The following is a 17,606-nucleotide window of genomic DNA, read 5'->3' on the forward strand; positions in this document are numbered from 1 at the left end:
TTCTCCAGATTTTTCACGTGTTTCGGTTTTGGCCGTCAGTAAGCTGGATCCCGCGAAATCGGGCAGGTCATGCAATGGCCGCCACCGCGACCGCGTCCGAGCTCGGCGCCGCGGATGGTGATCACTTCAATGCCGGCCTTGCGAAGAAGCGTGTTGGTATGGGTGTTGCGGTCGTAGGCAACCACGACGCCTGGCTCGAGCGCCACGACGTTATTGCCGTCGTCCCACTGCTCGCGTTCGGCTTCATAGGCATCGCCGCCCGTCCCCACCGTACGTAGTTTCTTGAGGCCAAGAGCCTCGGCGACCACTTCGAGCATCGGCTTCTTGTCCTCCCGGATCTCGAAGCCACCTTTGTCGTCGGTCGGGTAGAGGCTATAGCAGCGTATCTGATCGACGACGTCGCGGAACAGCGTCACGAGATCGCGATCGCAGAAGCTGAAGACGGTATCGAGATGCATGGCAGCGCGGCTCTTCGGCATCAGGCAGCCGATCACGCGATCCGCGGCCTTGTTCTTGAACAGCGAACTGGCGACCTGGCTGACGGCCTGATAGGTGGTGCGCTCGCCCATGCCGATCAGCACATTGCCCTTGCCGATTGGCATGACGTCGCCGCCTTCCATTGTCGACGTCGCATATTGCTCGTCAGAATCCCCCCACCAGATCTTGAAATCGCCGCCCTTGAACATCGGGTGGAACTTGTAGATCGCCCGCTGGATCAACGTTTCGGGGCGCCGCGCCGGCCAGAACATCGGGTTGACCGTCACACCATTATAGATCCAGCACGACGGATCGCGCTGAAACAGCGTGTTGGGAATGGGCGGCGTAACGAACCCCGACGCGCCAAAGGCTTCGAACAGCATGCTCTTCGTCTTGGATTCCGGGAGATCGTTATTGGCGATACCGCCGATCAGAAGGTCCGCAAGCTGGTTGGCGGGCACCCCGTCCAACCACGGGCGGACGGTGTCCACGACATGCATGCCAAGCGCATTGTCCGTGATCCGCCTGTCGAGCACGAACTTGCGTGCTTCCGGATCTGCGACGGTCTCGGCCAGCAGGTCATGCATCTCCAGGACTTCGACGCCTCGTTCCTGCATCTTCAGCACGAAATCATAGTGGTCTTTCTGGGCCTCGTGGACCCAGATGACATCGTCGAACAATAGATCGTGGCAGTTGCCTGGGGTGAGGCGCTCGTGGGCGAGCGACGGCCTGCACACCATCACCGTCCTGAGTTTGCCGACTTCCGAATGAACACCAAATTTAGGCACGTTAGCTCCTCCACTGGTCACTGGAATCTTCAAGAATATGTCGGTCCAGCTCGGTCAGAGCGGGCTGATCTTGCCTGTAATGAGGAGATAGGCCGCTATCACTGCAAGCAGGGTTATGACGACGGCAATCAGGGCCTCGGCGCCGGTGAATACCTTTTCGCCGTGCTCCCGCCGCGCCAGGACGTAGACAAGGATGCCGGGGACGAAGAGGATCGTGCACATCAGCAGGTAGGTGAGCCCCGCCGCGTAGACCAGCCACAGGCCATAGAGCGTGGCGACCAGGCCGACGATCAGGTCGCGGCTGCGTCCCGTGCCGCCGGTGTAAGTCTCTCCGCTCAGGGCGAGCTTCAGCGCATAGCCGCCTGAAAAAACATAGGGCGGCAGAATGGCGACCGACGCGATGAAGTAGAAGAACTGATAGGCGCTCTTCGAGAAGAAGCTGAGGATCAGGAAGACCTGGATCAGGATGTTGGTCGCCCACAGCGCGTTGACGGGCGAACCGTTGGCGTTCTCGCTCGCAAACCAGCGCGGGAACGTGCCATCCTTGCCGCATGTGTAGGGAATTTCCGCACAGAGCAGCGTCCATGACAGGAAGGCTCCGCCGACCGAGACCATCAGGCCGAGATTGATCATCGCCGCGCCCCAATAGCCGATCAGCGGCTCGAGTACGCCGGCCATCGACGGGACCTTGAGCCCCGCAAGCTCGGTCTGGGTGAGCACGCCGGTCGAGATCAGCGACACCAGGATATAGATGCCGAGCGCACCGATGAAGCCGATGACCGTTGCCCGGCCGACATCCGAACGATTGGCCGCACGTGCGGAATAGACGCTGGCGCCCTCGATGCCGATGAACACCCAGAGCGTCACCAGCATGGTGCTCTTGACCTGGTTGACGATGCTTCCGAGCCCGGTATCGCCCTCGGCGCCCGACGGCTGGCCCCAGAAATTGAAGGTGAACTTGTCCCAGTTGAAGGCGATGATTGCGATAATCACGAACAGCAGCAGCGGCACGAGCTTCGCAACCGTGGTGACGATATTGATGAAGGCAGCGCCCTTCACGCCCTGGAGCACGAGAAAGTGCACGAGCCACAGGCAGATCGAGGCACCGGCGATGGAGATCAGGTTGTTGCCGTCGCCAAAGGTCGGCACAAAGAAGGACAGGGCGGAGAAAATTGCCACCGCATAGGCAACGTTGCCGAGGAAGGCGCTGAGCCAGTAGCCCCAGGCACTGTTGAAGCCCACGAAAGCTCCAAAGCCCGCCTTGGCGTAGGCGTAAGGGCCGGCGTTGAGGTCAGGCTTGCGCACGGCGAGCGACTGATAGACGAAAGCGAGCATCAGCATGCCGATGCCGGTGATAATCCAGCCGATGATGATCGCGCCCGGCGATGCGCCGCGCGACATGTCGGAGGGAAGGTTGAAGACGCCGCCACCGATCATCGAGCCGACCACCAGCGCAGTCAGTGGTATCAGCGTGAGCTTGTCCGATTTCTTTTCTGCCACCAATTCCTGATCAACAACAACAGCCATGATATCACCTGACGTTTGTGGAGATTGGTATGTGAAGGCCATGCGGAACCGACGAAATTCACAGCGCGACAGCCACTACAAAGCTAGGCCGCGGCGAACGACGTCATTGTGGTTTTCGGTGCTAAGTTTCTTGTTCAGCGTGTGTTGAGAATACGCTGCGCGGTGCGCCCATCCATTGTATGCAGCGCATTGTCTCAACTGTTCTTGTAATCTTATGCTGCCGTCACATGCCCGTTGGTTTGGGATACCGCCGTGTTCCCAAACTTTCAAGCACGTTACTGTAACGTGTTACTGTAATTTACGTGGTAATTGCGTGGTCATAAGGATTAGATGGTTTTGGTTGAGTTTGGGCTAGCCAAGAGTTAACCGCAACGCTTTGCCTTGAGATGCCCATCGAGTTTTAAACCGCAGAGGCATTCAGCCCTTACGCCTAGCGATGTGTATGCCTTTCTGAGTACCTGGGAGGACGATGTGGACGGCAAGAGCGAATCTGGCGCGCCTATCGACCTCCGCAGACGCCGGCTGCGCGAGTTGGCGACCTTTTTCGTGCTCGCGTTTGGCATTTGGCCGATCGTCGCGGTTGGCGTCGTGGGCGGATACGGCTTTCTCGTGTGGTTCTACCAGATTCTCAACGGGCCTCCTGGCCCGCATGGAGGCTAGAAGTCCATGCTTGGTTCGGCAGCAACGAGACGCGGTTTCCTGTTTGGCCCGGGTGAGAGCCGACCACAGGGCGTTCTGCCGCCTGGCGCGACGGCGGAGAGCATTTCGACATGCTCGGGTTGCGGTCAGTGCGTCGCCGGCTGCCCCCAGAAAATTATCCTCTTGGAGAGTGGTCGGCCTCGGGTCGATTTCTCCCGGGGTGAATGCACCTTTTGCGGCGAATGTAGCGCGCGATGTCCGGAGGCCGTGTTCACCATGGCCCACGCAATTCACTTTGATCACGTCGCCAACATCCAGGATCGCTGCCTGGCCCTGAACGCTGTTGACTGCCAATCCTGCAGAGACGCCTGCCCGGAGACCGCGATCCATTTCGTGCCATTGCGCGGCATGCCATTCCAACCCGTCCTCGACGCAGCCTGTTGCACCGGGTGCGGCGCTTGTCTGTCTGTCTGTCCCGTCCAGGCGATTGGATTGTCAGCCGTTTCAAGGGAGCTCGAGCATGTCTGACGCCCGGGATTTCTGGCACGTCTCAAGCGCAATCGTGATGGCCCATCCCGACCGGGCAGCGGCGGTGGCAGAGACGATCGACCTCTTGCCGGGCGTGGAGGTTCATGCGGTCGGCGGCAGCAAGATTGTGGTGGTGATCGAGGGCGACTGCTTGGGTGCGCTCGGAGACACCTTGATTGAAATATCGGCGATGGCGGGGGTTCTTTCCGCCAACATGGTGTTTGAACAGGCGATTCAGCAGGAGATTGCGACATGACGATCGAGCTTACCCGCCGCCAGCTGCTGAAGGCGCATGCCGCTGCGGTGGCCGCGTCAACGGCCGGGATCGCATTGCCTGCCGCCGCCCAATCGATCGCGGGTGGGGTCGAGGCGGTTGAGATCAAGTGGTCCAAAGCACCCTGCCGCTTCTGCGGCACGGGCTGCGGCGTAATGGTCGGGGTGAAGGCTGGCCAGGTGGTCGCCACCCACGGCGACATGGAGGCGGAGGTCAACCGCGGTCTCAACTGCGTGAAGGGCTATTTCCTGTCGAAGATCATGTATGGCAAGGATCGCCTTACCGTACCCCTGCTTCGCAAGACCGGCGGCATCTATGACAAGGACGGCGAGTTCGAGCCAGTCAGCTGGGACGAAGCCTTCGACGTGATGGCCGAACAGTGCAAGCGGGTTCTCAAGGCGAAGGGACCGACGGCTGTTGGCATGTTTGGCTCCGGACAGTGGACGATCTTCGAAGGCTATGCAGCCACCAAATTGATGCGCGCGGGCTTCCGTTCCAACAATCTCGACCCGAATGCCCGACACTGCATGGCCTCGGCTGCCGTCGCCTTCATGCGCACCTTCGGCATGGACGAGCCGATGGGCTGTTATGACGATTTCGAGCATGCGGATGCCTTCGTGCTCTGGGGCTCCAACATGGCAGAGATGCACCCGATCCTCTGGACGCGCATTGCCGATCGGAGACTCGGACACGAGCATGTGAAGGTAGCGGTGCTTTCGACGTTCACCCACCGCAGCATGGATCTCGCCGACGTTCCGATCATCTTCAAGCCAGGCACGGACCTCGCGATCCTCAACTACATCGCAAACTACATCATCGAAAACGGTAAGGTGAACCAGGACTTCGTCGACAAGCATACGAAGTTCATGAAGGGTACGACAGACATTGGTTACGGGCTCAGGCCGGATAATCCGCTGGAGCTGAACGCGACAGGGGTCGCAACGGCCGACAAGATGACCCCGATCGATTTCGAGGCCTTCAAGGCGCAGGTGTCCGAATACACTCTGGAAAAAACCGCCGAGATGACGGGCGCTGACACGGCTTTCCTCAAGCAATTGGCCGAACTCTACGCCGATCCCAAGATCAAGGTGATGTCGCTTTGGACGATGGGCTTCAACCAGCATGTCCGCGGCGTCTGGGCCAATCAGATGGTCTACAATCTTCATCTTCTGACCGGGAAGATATCAGAGCCGGGCAACAGCCCGTTCTCGCTCACCGGCCAACCATCGGCCTGCGGCACAGCGCGCGAGGTCGGCACGTTCGCCCATCGCCTACCCGCCGACATGGTGGTGACCAATCCGGAACATCGCAAGCATGCCGAGGAAATCTGGAAACTGCCGCACGGATTGCTGCCCGACAAGCCAGGCTATCACGCGGTCCTGCAGGATCGGATGCTGCATGACGGCAAGTTGAATTTCTATTGGGTACAATGCAACAACAACGTCCAGGCCGCCCCCAATACCAGCAACGAGACCTATAAGGGCTACCGCAACCCGGACAACTTCATTGTAGTTTCGGACGTCTATCCGACAGTCACGGCGATGAGCGCCGATCTCATCCTGCCCGCCGCGATGTGGGTGGAAAAAGAAGGTGCGTATGGCAATGCCGAGCGGCGCACTCATGTCTGGCATCAATTGGTGGACGCGCCGGGAGCCGCCCGTTCCGACCTCTGGCAACTGGTGGAATTCTCCAAGCGCTTCACGACCGACGAGGTCTGGACCAAGGACATTCTCGACGCCAATCCTGCTTACAAGGGCAAGACGCTCTATGAGGTGCTCTTCCAGAACGGCAATGTCGACCGTTTTCCAGCGAGCGAGGTGTCGCCGGAATACGCAAACCTCGAGGCCAAGGATTTCGGGTTCTATATCCAGAAGGGACTGTTCGAAGAATATGCGGAATTCGGGCGTGGTCATGGCCACGATCTCGCGCCATATGACAAGTACCATACGGTACGCGGGCTGCGGTGGCCCGTCGTGAACGGAGAGGAAACGCGGTGGCGATATCGCGAGGGATATGACCCCTATGTGAAACCTGGCGAGGGGTTGAAGTTCTATGGTCAGAAGGACGGTCGCGCGGTGATTCTTTCCGTGCCATATGAACCGCCTGCTGAATCGCCCGACGAGGAGTTCGATTTCTGGCTTGTGACCGGGAGAGTGCTCGAGCATTGGCACTCCGGCTCGATGACGATGCGCGTTCCCGAACTCTATAGGGCCTTCCCCGGCGCACGCTGCTTCATGAATCCTGAAGACGCGCGCACGCGCGGCATCAACCAGGGTGCGGAGGTGCGGATCGTCTCGCGGCGTGGAGAAATACGCTCGCGGATCGATATCCGTGGCCGCAACCGGATGCCGAAGGGCCTGATCTTCGTGCCGTGGTTCGATGCGAGCCAGTTGATCAACAAGGTGACGCTCGACGCCACCGATCCCATCTCCAAACAGACGGATTTCAAAAAATGCGCGGTCAAGATTCTTCCCGTCGCCTGATCTCACGTCAGGTCTGGGGCGTCGTCGCCGTCGCCCTTGCGCTTTTTACCACCACGGTCGCCGTCGCGCAGATGGTCGACCGACGTGTTCCCCAACTCTCAGGAAACACTGATCCGATGCAGGACGTCGATCCGGGCTACTTTCCAAAATGGGTCGTTGATGACCAGCGTCGCATGCGGGCTTATCCGGAGCAGCCCCCGATCATCCCTCATTCTATCGAGGGCTACCAGCTGACGATCAACACCAATCGTTGTCTCTCTTGTCACAAACGCGAGTTCACGGAGATTTCGGGCGCACCGATGATCAGCGTTACGCATTTCATGACGCGCAGGGCGCAGATGCTCGCCGACGTTGCACCCCGGCGATATTTCTGCACCGCTTGCCATGTGCCTCAGGCCGACATCAAACCGCTGGTGGAAAACACGTTCAAAGACATGAGCGAACTCGGGTTCCGGCCGACTGGAAGCGAGCAATGATCAGGTGGATAAAATCACTCTTTCAATGGGCATGGGGAATCCTGACAAGGCCGGCGACGACGCTCGGGCTCGGCTTCCTGACGCTTGGTGGCTTTGTCGGTGGCGTCATTTTTTGGGGCGCGTTCAATACCGCGCTCGAGGTCACCAACACTGAAACCTTCTGTACATCCTGTCACGAAATGCGCGACAACGTATTCGAGGAACTCGGTCGCACAGTTCATTTTTCCAACCGCTCAGGCGTGCGCGCCAGTTGTCCCGATTGCCATGTGCCGCACGAGTGGACACGCAAGATCGCCCGGAAGATGCAAGCGTCCAAAGAAGTCTGGGGTAAGATATTTGGCACCATCGACACGCGGGAGAAATTTCTGAAACACCGCCTTGCACTCGCTCAGAACGAATGGGCGAGATTGAAGGCCAATGACAGCCTCGAATGCCGCAATTGCCACTCCACGGTCGCCATGGATTTATCCAAACAGACGCAGAGGGCCGCCGACATTCACACCAGATATCTACTGCCCGGCAAGGCGACCTGCATCGACTGCCACAAGGGTATCGCGCATGAGCTACCCGACATGAGAGGTGTCGAGCCGGGTTGGAAAATGCCGGCTGAAGCAACGGACGTATCATCGCTGCACTGGTCGGAAGTCCATGCGTTGTCAAGCTATCTGGGCGAGCCTCAGCAATAGGCGAGGAACGATCGACGAAGAAAGACAGCACCCAGGGCCGCCTCGGAAATTTGGGAGATTTCGAACCGAGTTGGCGTGCGAACAAGAATTTGACCCTATCGCCGGGAGGCTGGCAAGAGGGCTGAAAGAACTGCGGAGCTTGGACGCAAGTGCACTGCGAATTTGACGAGGATGCAGACACGTGGCATTGTACAACCTACTTGAGATTTCCAGCTGTCCTGCTGCATCGGGGGCGAAATCCATGGCGCGCACCGGCGCGCGCAGCTTCATTTTTCGCAGAAATTTTGACGGCTAGGTACGACAGACAATGTAATACCCATGCTTGATTAGCAGAGCTTCATTGGAACCGTCATGAGTCAATCGTTGTTCGGGAGGACAGGAAAATGGACAGGACCAAAGATAGTGCTATCGACAGAGGCGCTGTACCCATAAGCGCTGAACAACTTCGAATGAATCTTCTGAAGGAGCAAATGGATGCGCTCGCCAAGGAGGACCAACTCCGTGCCCGGAAGCATGAGGAACTGACGAAGTTCACCGATAGCTTCTTGAAGGATCAAGTGAGCGACGACGAGATCGCGATGGTTCGGCGCATCGTCCTCGATGCGGCCAAGAACGGCAAGTACGAGGCCATGGTCTACAGCTTTCCCTCCGACCTCTGCAGCGATAGTGGCAGAGCCATAAACAGTGGGGACCCGCAATGGACCGAAACGCTCCTTGGAAAGGCCAAGCAGTTCTATGAGCGCTACGTCAACCTGGCCAAGCCGCAAGGCTATAAGCTCAAGGCCATGATCGTCACCTTTCCCGAAGGCATACCTGGCGACGTGGGCTTCTTCCTGAATTGGGCCCCTGAGGCAAAATAGCGTCCAATTCGCCATATGCGGATGAGCGTGAACGGGAGCGTTTCATGCTTTGATGGAAGCGCAGCCGACGTTTTTGACGTCGTGGGCACGTTCGCTTGGCCGATGGTTGCGACGAGTTGTAGAAGATGGCCTGAATGCCACCGACACCGCTGCTTTGCGCCGTGCGCAACTTGAACAAGCAGTCCAACTGCCAAGCCACCAGGTCCTGTCACCGCAGATGGCTTTTTCTTCATTCGCTTTACCATCGATTAGAAATCGGAAAGAGAGGAAAAAATGGGCAAGAAGAACGAGAAAGCGGCCACGATGTCCGCGGAACCCAACACCGGATCCAAGGGGAAATGGTACGACAAGGAGCTGAAACGGCTGCAGGTCGAGCTTTCGCACCTCCAGGCTTGGGTCAAGAAAACCGGCGCACGCGTCGTTATCATTTTTGAAGGTCGCGATGCCGCCGGCAAGGGTGGCGTTATCAAGCGTTTGACTGAGAGGGTGAGCCCGCGGGTTTTCCGGGTCGTCGCATTGCCTGCACCGGGCGATCGAGAAAGAAGCCAGATTTATATACAACGTTACCTTCAACACCTGCCGGCCGGAGGCGAGATCGTGATCTTCGATCGCTCCTGGTACAATCGCCCCGGAGTGGAACGCGTCATGGGCTTCTGCAGCGAAAAGAAGGCGCGCAGATTTCTTGAAGTCGCACCCCGTTTTGAGGCTGCAATTGTCGAGAGCGGCATAATTTTGCTCAAATACTTCCTCGACGTGAGCGAAGAGGAACAGGAAAAGCGTTTCCGGCAGCGGGTTGAAGACCCCCTTCGGCAATGGAAGCTGAGCCCGATGGACGTCGAATCGTATAACCGCTGGTGGGATTACACGCGTGCGTATGACGAGATGATCACCGCGACCGATACAAGGCAAGCGCCATGGTGGATCGTTCCGTCGAACGACAAGAAGCGGGCGCGGATAAACTGCATCTCCCACATTCTGAAGTCGATACCGTATGAGCACGTCCCGTTCGACAAACCCGTATTCGGGAAACGTCAAAAACGTCCCGACGACTTCGTCACCGACATAACTCCCCGAAACCTGGTTCCGGACGTGCTGGAGAACGCACGATAGACTACGGAATCTCTAAGGGATTCCCTGTTGCTGACCTGGGATTCAGATGCTGGCCGGAAGACGTCGGCATCTGATCACGCAAGCACTTTCCGATGACCTGCGGCAAGGTGTTGTCGGTGGTTATGTCGGGTGAGAGGCGCCGCCATGTTGCGCACCGTGCCTTCATTCAGGAACGCATCGATCAGACACCCCATGTGACGCCGCACCGAGGCTGCGCCGTCAACGCAGCGAACAGGGCCACGAATGGCCACTGTTCGTCCAGCGTTACAACGATCAGAAGTCGCGCTGGAAGCGCAGCATGCCAGTCTTGGTGTCGGAGCCCTTGTCCGGGTTGAAGTAGATGGCTTCGGCCAGAAGCGAAAAGCCCGAGGCAACCTGCCAGTTGACATCGCCGACCAGGCGCCAGTCGCCATTGTCGAACCACTGGATGTCCTTGGCGACATAGACGCTTTCGGTAACCTGGGCCGAGAAGCTGGCGATGGCGCTGAAGCCATCATAGGCGAAGTAGATATTTTCCGAGCTGTTCGAATAAAGGCCGTAGAAAGTGAAGCCGTACTTGTCGATATCGGCCTTGAATACCTTCTTGAACGCAAAGGATTCATCGGATTCGTCATAGGCAATCGCCGCACCGGCCTGATAATTGCCCCACGTGCCCATGAAACCACCGGAGATATCCGGCAGGTACTGGCGACCACGCTTGCCGGCGACGCCGTCGCCGTCATGATCTTCCGGCTTGTAGAACTCGTCGGCATCGTTATCGAGCGAGATGAAGGCCTTTATGCTGCCGAAGTCAGCCGTGTAGCTCACATACTGGCGTGAGTCCGGATAGTTGAAATCGGTCGAGTAGATGCTGCCGTCGTCGGTGCGGCTGCCGTCGCCCATGAACTTCGCCCACAAGCTGTCGTAGTTGCCGAATTCGAAGCCACCGATGCCGAAATAGTAGTAGTAGGTCAGGTAGCTGTTATTGCCTTCGCCATAGATGTTTTCACCGTTGTTCACGGAGTCGGCCTGGATACGAAACCAGCTGAACACAGTGCCCCATTCGGAGTCATTCTTGGCTTCAGTGTCCAGACGCAGGCGCGTATGGTTGTCATAGGAATCCTTCGTAAAGTTGCCGGTGGGCAGACCAGCGCGGTCATACTTTTCTGTGCCGCCGGAGTCGAAGCGCTTTTCATAGCGCAACTGACCGCCGATCTTCAGGCAGGTTTCGGTGCCCGGGATGTAGAAGAAGCCGGTGCCGTAGGCATCGCAGACGCGGACATATTCCATCGGTTCCGGCTCGGCGGCAACGACCGCGTCGGCCGCCTGGGCGCTGGAGACAACCGCCAGAGCAGCGGCGGAGCCGAGAAGAAGGCTCTTGATGTTCATGCTATTGGTCCCCTCGATTGAGCATTCGGAATAGGCTGGAACAGAGAGGCTTCCCACCGGCCTGGAATCTCACACTCCGCGTTCAAGAATCTACTGCCCAAACGGCGCGGTGGCCAAACGGAATTGAGTCACCCTCCGGTCACGGGCTCTAATATACGATGTAACAGTTGCGCTTGTGCAACTAACCAACAGAGCTGACCCGCACCAAGGCAAGAAGCTGTCCGCCACCGTCGCAACACCAGACCCGTCCAACATTGCACCCTCGAACGGAATTACCGATCGCTTTCAACCGCAAACGGATTTGTGTTGTAACAGCACAGTGGGACTGAGCCAGGATGTCTGGCGACGATTGCGCCTGGATTCGAAGCTGCATATCATCACCATCCGCCACGGCCGACAGCGGCCGCCCGCCCAACCCCTCGATTCCGATGATGAACACGATTTGACATGACCCACGTTTACGAAATATTCGACCGCCTCATCGCCTTCCCGACCGTCAGTCGCGATGGCAATATCGAGCTTATCCGCTACATCGCCGATTTCCTGAGTGGCGCCGGCATCGAGGCCGAGCTCTACCCGCATCAGGATGGTGACCGGGCGTCGCTGTTTGCGACCGTCGGCCCGCATAAAAACGGCGGCGTGGTGCTTTCCGGCCATACTGATGTCGTGCCGGTCGAGGGCCAGGCGTGGACCAGCGATCCCTTCCGACTGACACGGCGCGAGGACCGGCTGTTTGCCCGTGGTGCCGCCGACATGAAGGGTTTTGTCGCATGCGCGATCGAAGCGCTGGTGGCCGCCAAGGATGAGGATCTGGCGCGCCCGCTGCATGTCGCCTTCTCCTATGACGAGGAGATCGGCTGCGTCGGCGTTCGCCCGATGCTGACCGAGCTCTCGGCCGCCGGCATACGGCCCGAATGGGTGCTGATCGGCGAACCGACCTCGATGCAGGTCGCCACCGGCCACAAGGGCAAGACCGGCATCCGCGCCACCTGCAAGGGCCACGCGGCACATTCCGCCCTGGCGCCCACTGGCCTCAACGCAATCCATCTTGCATCCGACTTGCTGACCAGCATTCGCGAGATGCAGGCCGAGATCGAGCGTACCGGGCGCCGCGACGATGACTACGACGTGCCCTATACGACGCTGCATGCCGGCGTCATCAAGGGTGGCACGGCGCTCAACATCGTGCCAGACAATTGCGAGATGCTGTTCGAGATCCGCAACATCGCGGGCGATGATCCGAAGTCGATCATGGATCAGTTCTTCGATCGCGCCGAAGCCATTGTTTCAAAATCGAAAAGCCAGTTTTCGGACGCCGAGATCAGACTCGATATCTTCAACGAATATCCCGGTCTCGGCACCGACGAGGCGGGCGCTGTGGCGGAGCGGGCGATCACCTTGTCCGGCCAGTCCAACCGCATCAAGGTTGCCTTCGGCACCGAGGGAGGGCTGTTTCAGGAAGTGCTCGGCACCACCGTTATCGTTTGCGGGCCCGGCAGCATGGACCAGGGTCACAAGCCCGACGAGTTCGTCAGCATCCAGCAGATGGAGGAATGCCGCAGCATGCTGCTGCGTGTGACCGATACGCTGAGGGCGGATTAACGGCTCCGTGCCGCGATGTGCTCGGCGACGTTCTTGGCATCGCCCCATGCGCCCCAGATGAAGGCCGAGGCCCGGCGCGACAGCCATGACAGGCCGACGAAATAGAGGCCGGGGACGGGGGAGACGCCATCCTTGTGAAACGGGCGGCCTTTCGCATCGAAATCGCCGACCTTCAGCCAGCTGAAATCCAGCGCATAGCCCGTTGCCCAGATGATCGATGTGATCCCCGCCTTGGCGAAATCGAGTTCGAGCACGGGATTGATCGCGCATTCGGGCGCTGGCCCGATAATACGGGCTTCAGGCTCCTCTGGAAAATCCAGTCCCTCACGGACGGCATACGCGTCGGCGGCATCAAGCACGGAGAGGTAGTCCGCGTCGCCAGCCGCAATGTTTTTCGCCAGATCCGGCGCGAAACGCATCACGCCGTTTTCATAAGTCTCCGCGCGCCCAACCAGGGTGATACCCCCGGCGGCAAGTTTGCGGAAATCCACGGTATGGCCGCCACGCGCACCGCTGACCGCGATCGTCACATGTTCCAGCGCAGGGTCATAAGTCTTGACATCCCAATGCCCGAGCGCACCCAGCCACCAGACGAAATCGCGCCCGCGATAGGCTCGCGGCGGCCGGTTGTGCGGCCCGACCGAGAGATAGACTTTCCGTCCCGCACGCGCCAGTTCGTCGGCGATCTGGGTGCCCGATGAGCCGGCGCCGATCACCATCACGGCTCCATCAGGCAGCTGGTCGGGATTGCGATAGGCGGCGGAATGGATCTGCAGGATCGCGGTCTCGGCCGGCACGAGGACGGGAATGATGGGCTTCTGGAACGGTCCCGTCGCGGCAATCACGTTTTTCGCTTCGATCACGCCTTGCGAGGTCTCGGCGCGAAAGCCCGAGCCGTCCTCTAGTCGGGTGAGCGACGTGACCTCGACGCCGCAACGGATCGGTGCTGCGATCTGCTCGGCAAAGGCCTCGAAATAGCCGACGATTCTGTCGCGCGGGGCGAAGCTGTCGGGATCCAGGTCGGCAAATTCCATGGTGGGAAAGCGGTCATGCCAGGCGGGACCATTGGCAACCAGCGAATCCCACCGCTCGCTGCGCCAGCGCTCGGCAATCCGGCTCCGCTCGACAAGCAGGTGGGGCACCTTGTTGTTTGACAGGTGCTCGCTCGCCGCGAGCCCCGCCTGGCCGCCACCGACGATGAGCGTGTCGACTTTTTCAACCGTCATAGGCCGGCTCCCTGCTCGAACTCAGACATTGCGCCCGGACTTGCAGGTGCAGGAAAATGTCTAGTCGAAGCTCTTGGTTCGGGAAATAATGATTTATATCGCTCTTGCTTTGGATATCTTGATGTAGTGCCCGGCCTAACCAATCGATTGATTGGTTCGGAATTCCCGATGCAAAATCCACGGAAAGTCTTCTTTCCTTATTGGATCGAATGTGGCTCCAATGGCCTCTGTCGAACCATGTTCACGTCGGAATGGAATAATCATGCCCACCCACAAACGCATCCGGATGTTCAACACCAGGGACACCTACCTGGAACAGAAACTCGACAACGACCTCTGCCAGGTGGTCGTCGCCAAGGGCACCATGGTGTTCGTGCGCGGCCAGATCGGCCAGAACCTCGACACGGCGGAGAATGTCGGGATCGGCGATATCGTCGCGCAGACCGAGCAGGCCATGGCCAATATCAAGATGCTGCTTGAGGAGGCCGGCTCCGAACTCTCCCATATCTGCAAGATCACCATCTACCTGGTCGATCCGCGCTACCGCGAGGCGGTCTACCGCGTGATCGGCAAATGGCTCAAGGGCGTGTTTCCGGTTTCAACCGGCGTAGTGATCTCGGCGCTCGCCCGGCCGGAATGGCTGGTCGAGGTCGACGTGACGGCGGTTATCCCGGATGCGTGAGGTGGCTGCGAACTTGGCTACACCCCCCTCTGTCGCTTCGCGACATCTCCCCCTCAAGGGGGGAGATTGGAGACTCGTTTCGCCGTTTCCGCAAAAAGCAAAGCGGTGGCTTAGGGCAGAGGTCGCGCAACCGCCGATCTCCCCCCTTGAGGGGGAGATGCCCGGCAGGGCAGAGGGGGGTGATGCGCGGATCGCGACGTCTCCGGAGGCCTGCACATGACCTTCTCGATCATCGGACGCTGCACTGAGACCGGCATGATGGGTATCGCCATCTCCTCTTCTTCGCCTGCCGTTGCGGCGCGCTGCGCCCATGCCCGCGCCGGCGTTGGCGTGGTGGCGACGCAGAATATCACCGATCCATCATTGGGATCAAAAGGATTGGATCTGATGGCCGGTGGTCTCCCCGCCGATGCGGCACTCTCAAAGCTGCTCGACGGATATTCGAACGCACCCTGGCGCCAGATTATGCTGCTCGACAAGAATGGACTGACCGCCCAGCATTCCGGCGAACACACGCTCGGCATCAACAATCTCGCTCATGGCAAGGATTGCGCGGCTGGCGGCAACTTGCTGGCCAATCCCGCCGTGCCCAAAAGCATGGTTGCGGCTTTCGAAGTGTCCACGGGCCATCTCGGCGACCGTCTGCTGACCGCCATGCGGGCAGCACTTGCCGCGGGCGGCGAGGCTGGCCCGGTGCATTCGGCGGGCATGCTGATGGTGCGGGAGGTCTCCTGGCCTGTGGCGGATCTGCGCGTCGATTGGGCCGAGGACGACCCGATCGGCGAACTCGAAACGCTCTGGGGCATCTACAAGCCGCAGCTCAACGATTATGTCACGCGTGCGCTCAATCCGTCTGGCTCGCCGAGCTATGGCGTGCCGGGGGATGAATGAGGTTGTTGGGAGTGCCGCAGCCAGCTTTCACCCCTCACCAACTTCGGCCAAGGGCTCGCAAGCTCGCCCGGCCTGCGTATCCTCTCCCACAAGGGGAGAGGTAAAGGCGCCACAAGCTCGGCCTTGATTTGAGGCGAGGCAGCGCCACAGATTTACCTCTCCCCTTGTGGGAGAGGATAGCAAGTCCGCGTGAGCCGCAGCGAACGCATGGACGCGCTTGGTGAGGGGTAAGCCACATTCTGATATGGGCTCGTGTGATGACCGACGGAGACAACCAATGAACGACATGACCAAGACCGGCTGGGAAGCCGAAGCTACCAAGATCCGCTTCCGTGATCGCGCATTCATCGATGGCAAATACGTCCCCGCCGCGTCGGGCAAGACCTTTGACAGCATTAATCCCGCCACTGGCGCGGTGCTGGCACAGATCGCCTCCTGCGATGCCGCCGATATCGATCTCGCTGTCCGCGCCGCCCGCCGCGCTTTCGAAGACGGCCGATGGTCGGGCAAGACGCCGGGCGAGCGCAAGGAAATCCTGCTCAGGCTCGCCAATCTAATCCGCGAGAACCTCACGGAGCTTGCCCTGCTCGAAAGCCTCGACATGGGCAAACTGGTGCAGGACGCGGCGGCCATAGACGTGCCCGGCGCCGCTGGCGTTTTCCAGTGGTACGCCGAGGCGATCGACAAGGTCTATGATGAGATTGCGCCTACCGGTTCCGGCAATCTCGCGATGATCCGCCGCGAAGCTCTTGGTGTTATTGCCGCCGTTGTGCCGTGGAATTTTCCGCTCGACATGGCGGCATGGAAATGCGCGCCCGCGCTCGCCATGGGCAACTCGGTGATCCTGAAGCCGGCCGAACAATCGCCGCTTTCGGCGCTGCGTCTCGCGGAACTCGCGAGCCAAGCCGGCATTCCGGATGGCGTCTTCAATGTCGTGCCCGGCTATGGCGAAACCGCTGGCAAGGCGCTCGGTCTGCACCCGGATATCGACTGCGTCGCTTTCACCGGCTCGACCGAGGTGGGAAAACTCTTCCTCACCTATTCCGGCCAATCCAATATGAAGCAGATCTGGCTCGAATGCGGCGGAAAGAGCCCGAACCTGATCTTCGCCGATTGCGACGATCTCGACGCGGCAGCCGACATGGCGGCTTTCGGCATCTTCTTCAACCAGGGCGAGGTCTGCTCGGCCAATTCGAGGCTTCTGGTGCAGAAGCCGATCGCCGACGTTTTCATCGAGAAGATGAAGGCGCGGGCAGGGCGCTATGTACCTGGCAATCCCCTCGATCCGGCATCCACCATGGGCGCAATCGTCGATGAGAAACAGACCGCCCGCATTGCCTCGTTCCTCGATTATGGCCGCGCCAATGCCCGGCTGGTCGCGGGCGGCAATCGCGTGACCGTGGATGGCAAGGGTTGCTTTATCGAGCCATCGATTTTCGCTGATGTGAGGCCTGATGATCGATTGTCGAAGGAGGAGATTTTTGGACCGGTGCTCGCGATCAGCACCTTCGAGACCGAGGACGAGGCGGTCCATATCGCCAACGACTCGATCTACGGATTGGCGGCGTCGGTCTGGACCTCGAACCTGTCGCGTGCCCATCGCATGATCGATCGGCTGAAGGTTGGAACGGTATCGGTCAATACGGTCGACGCCTTGTCGCCGATGACCCCGTTCGGCGGCTTCAAGCAATCCGGCATCGGCCGTGACCTGTCGCTTCACGCCTTCGACAAGTTCTCCGGCCTCAAGACAGCATGGATCAAATATTAGAGCCTCTTGCATTGAAATGGAACCGGTTCTGTTGGCTCAAGCGGAGTCGCATGTTTGACCGGTGGGCCACGCGTCGTAGCCAAAGCATACGGCCAAGCCGGCCGGTCAAAGAGGCGGCCCGCTTCAGCCAACCCGAAGGGCCGGGCATCTTTCCGCCAGGATCAGAGGCGATCGGCTCGGCCGTACATCTGGGTACGACCTTCGCCAATCGCCTCTGTCCT

The 17,606-nt window shown here is 59.4% G+C and carries 16 protein-coding genes; 12 read left to right on the plus strand and 4 right to left on the minus strand.

Translation table 11 applies throughout. The features are described from left to right. Positions 1 to 35: 35 nt before the first annotated feature. Complete coding sequence (gene arcA, locus IHQ71_RS07480) at positions 36 to 1,265, minus strand: arginine deiminase (RefSeq protein ID WP_258161317.1); 1,230 nt, start codon at positions 1,263 to 1,265, stop codon at positions 36 to 38. 54 nt (positions 1,266 to 1,319) lie between these two features. Further along, positions 1,320 to 2,792 (minus strand): arginine-ornithine antiporter, encoded by a 1,473-nt coding sequence (arcD, locus tag IHQ71_RS07485; RefSeq protein ID WP_258161318.1) that lies wholly within the window; start codon positions 2,790 to 2,792, stop codon positions 1,320 to 1,322. 501 nt (positions 2,793 to 3,293) lie between these two features. Here arcD and napE point away from each other — a divergent pair. The 8 genes from napE to ppk2 all read left to right on the plus strand — a co-directional run bounded on the left by napE (position 3,294) and on the right by ppk2 (position 9,848). Next, complete coding sequence (gene napE, locus IHQ71_RS07490) at positions 3,294 to 3,452, plus strand: periplasmic nitrate reductase, NapE protein (protein WP_374990008.1); 159 nt, start codon at positions 3,294 to 3,296, stop codon at positions 3,450 to 3,452. Positions 3,453 to 3,458: 6 nt separating this feature from the next. After that, positions 3,459 to 3,959, plus strand: a complete 501-nt coding sequence (locus IHQ71_RS07495) for a ferredoxin-type protein NapF (protein WP_258161320.1) — start codon at positions 3,459 to 3,461, stop codon at positions 3,957 to 3,959. After that, the gene (locus IHQ71_RS07500; protein WP_258161322.1) at positions 3,952 to 4,215 is read left to right on the plus strand and encodes a chaperone NapD; all 264 of its coding nucleotides are present in this window, start codon (positions 3,952 to 3,954) and stop codon (positions 4,213 to 4,215) included. The genes IHQ71_RS07495 and IHQ71_RS07500 overlap by 8 nt, the downstream gene beginning before the upstream one ends. Continuing rightward, positions 4,212 to 6,716, plus strand: a complete 2,505-nt coding sequence (gene napA / locus IHQ71_RS07505; RefSeq protein WP_258161323.1) for a periplasmic nitrate reductase subunit alpha — start codon at positions 4,212 to 4,214, stop codon at positions 6,714 to 6,716. Before IHQ71_RS07500 ends, napA begins: the two co-directional genes overlap by 4 nt. Next, positions 6,686 to 7,192, plus strand: a complete 507-nt coding sequence (locus IHQ71_RS07510; RefSeq protein ID WP_258161324.1) for a nitrate reductase cytochrome c-type subunit — start codon at positions 6,686 to 6,688, stop codon at positions 7,190 to 7,192. Before napA ends, IHQ71_RS07510 begins: the two co-directional genes overlap by 31 nt. Beyond that, positions 7,189 to 7,878 (plus strand): NapC/NirT family cytochrome c, encoded by a 690-nt coding sequence (locus tag IHQ71_RS07515; RefSeq protein WP_308737927.1) that lies wholly within the window; start codon positions 7,189 to 7,191, stop codon positions 7,876 to 7,878. Before IHQ71_RS07510 ends, IHQ71_RS07515 begins: the two co-directional genes overlap by 4 nt. Positions 7,879 to 8,261: 383 nt before the next feature. Then, entirely contained in the window at positions 8,262 to 8,738 is a 477-nt protein-coding gene (locus tag IHQ71_RS07520; RefSeq protein WP_258161325.1) for a histidine kinase, read from the plus strand. A 303-nt stretch (positions 8,739 to 9,041) separates the two neighbouring features. Further along, positions 9,042 to 9,848 (plus strand): polyphosphate kinase 2, encoded by an 807-nt coding sequence (gene ppk2, locus IHQ71_RS07525; RefSeq protein WP_258162768.1) that lies wholly within the window; start codon positions 9,042 to 9,044, stop codon positions 9,846 to 9,848. A gap of 273 nt (positions 9,849 to 10,121) precedes the next feature. On the opposite strand, the gene IHQ71_RS07530 is transcribed toward ppk2, so the two are convergent. Continuing rightward, positions 10,122 to 11,216 carry a porin gene (locus IHQ71_RS07530; RefSeq protein ID WP_258161326.1) on the minus strand — a complete coding sequence of 365 codons (1,095 nt, stop codon included), beginning with the start codon at positions 11,214 to 11,216 and terminating at the stop codon, positions 10,122 to 10,124. A gap of 447 nt (positions 11,217 to 11,663) precedes the next feature. Between IHQ71_RS07530 and argE the strand changes: the two genes are divergently transcribed. Then, on the plus strand, positions 11,664 to 12,818 hold the full coding sequence (gene argE, locus IHQ71_RS07535; RefSeq protein WP_258161327.1) for an acetylornithine deacetylase: 1,155 nt from the start codon (positions 11,664 to 11,666) through the stop codon (positions 12,816 to 12,818). On the opposite strand, the gene IHQ71_RS07540 is transcribed toward argE, so the two are convergent. Then, complete coding sequence (locus IHQ71_RS07540) at positions 12,815 to 14,044, minus strand: NAD(P)/FAD-dependent oxidoreductase (RefSeq protein ID WP_258161328.1); 1,230 nt, start codon at positions 14,042 to 14,044, stop codon at positions 12,815 to 12,817. The two genes, argE and IHQ71_RS07540, sit on opposite strands and share 4 nt — an antisense overlap. Positions 14,045 to 14,306: 262 nt before the next feature. Here IHQ71_RS07540 and IHQ71_RS07545 point away from each other — a divergent pair, with 262 nt between their 5' ends. The 3 genes from IHQ71_RS07545 to IHQ71_RS07555 all read left to right on the plus strand — a co-directional run bounded on the left by IHQ71_RS07545 (position 14,307) and on the right by IHQ71_RS07555 (position 17,385). Further along, positions 14,307 to 14,726: a RidA family protein gene (locus IHQ71_RS07545; RefSeq protein ID WP_258161329.1), complete on the plus strand. Its 420-nt coding sequence runs from the start codon at positions 14,307 to 14,309 to the stop codon at positions 14,724 to 14,726. 216 nt (positions 14,727 to 14,942) lie between these two features. Beyond that, entirely contained in the window at positions 14,943 to 15,617 is a 675-nt protein-coding gene (locus IHQ71_RS07550; protein ID WP_258161330.1) for a DUF1028 domain-containing protein, read from the plus strand. A gap of 277 nt (positions 15,618 to 15,894) precedes the next feature. Beyond that, a complete protein-coding gene (locus tag IHQ71_RS07555) occupies positions 15,895 to 17,385 on the plus strand; it encodes an aldehyde dehydrogenase (protein ID WP_258161331.1) in 1,491 nt (496 codons plus the stop codon). The last annotated feature ends 221 nt before the right edge of the window (positions 17,386 to 17,606 follow it).

This window comes from Rhizobium sp. TH2 (genome assembly GCF_024707525.1).
Classification (GTDB): domain Bacteria; phylum Pseudomonadota; class Alphaproteobacteria; order Rhizobiales; family Rhizobiaceae; genus Rhizobium_E.

Bases quoted from the DNA above. Each gene is read 5' to 3' on its own strand.
- arcD (WP_258161318.1), bottom strand. From the start codon at position 2,792: ATGGCTGTTGTTGTTGATCAGGAATTGGTGGCAGAAAAGAAATCGGAC.
- IHQ71_RS07495 (WP_258161320.1), top strand. From the start codon at position 3,459: ATGCTTGGTTCGGCAGCAACGAGACGCGGTTTCCTGTTTGGCCCGGGT.
- IHQ71_RS07500 (WP_258161322.1), top strand. From the start codon at position 3,952: ATGTCTGACGCCCGGGATTTCTGGCACGTCTCAAGCGCAATCGTGATG.
- napA (WP_258161323.1), top strand. From the start codon at position 4,212: ATGACGATCGAGCTTACCCGCCGCCAGCTGCTGAAGGCGCATGCCGCT.
- IHQ71_RS07510 (WP_258161324.1), top strand. From the start codon at position 6,686: ATGCGCGGTCAAGATTCTTCCCGTCGCCTGATCTCACGTCAGGTCTGG.
- IHQ71_RS07515 (WP_308737927.1), top strand. From the start codon at position 7,189: ATGATCAGGTGGATAAAATCACTCTTTCAATGGGCATGGGGAATCCTG.
- IHQ71_RS07520 (WP_258161325.1), top strand. From the start codon at position 8,262: ATGGACAGGACCAAAGATAGTGCTATCGACAGAGGCGCTGTACCCATA.
- ppk2 (WP_258162768.1), top strand. From the start codon at position 9,042: ATGTCCGCGGAACCCAACACCGGATCCAAGGGGAAATGGTACGACAAG.
- IHQ71_RS07530 (WP_258161326.1), bottom strand. From the start codon at position 11,216: ATGAACATCAAGAGCCTTCTTCTCGGCTCCGCCGCTGCTCTGGCGGTT.
- argE (WP_258161327.1), top strand. From the start codon at position 11,664: ATGACCCACGTTTACGAAATATTCGACCGCCTCATCGCCTTCCCGACC.
- IHQ71_RS07540 (WP_258161328.1), bottom strand. From the start codon at position 14,044: ATGACGGTTGAAAAAGTCGACACGCTCATCGTCGGTGGCGGCCAGGCG.
- IHQ71_RS07545 (WP_258161329.1), top strand. From the start codon at position 14,307: ATGCCCACCCACAAACGCATCCGGATGTTCAACACCAGGGACACCTAC.
- IHQ71_RS07550 (WP_258161330.1), top strand. From the start codon at position 14,943: ATGACCTTCTCGATCATCGGACGCTGCACTGAGACCGGCATGATGGGT.
- IHQ71_RS07555 (WP_258161331.1), top strand. From the start codon at position 15,895: ATGAACGACATGACCAAGACCGGCTGGGAAGCCGAAGCTACCAAGATC.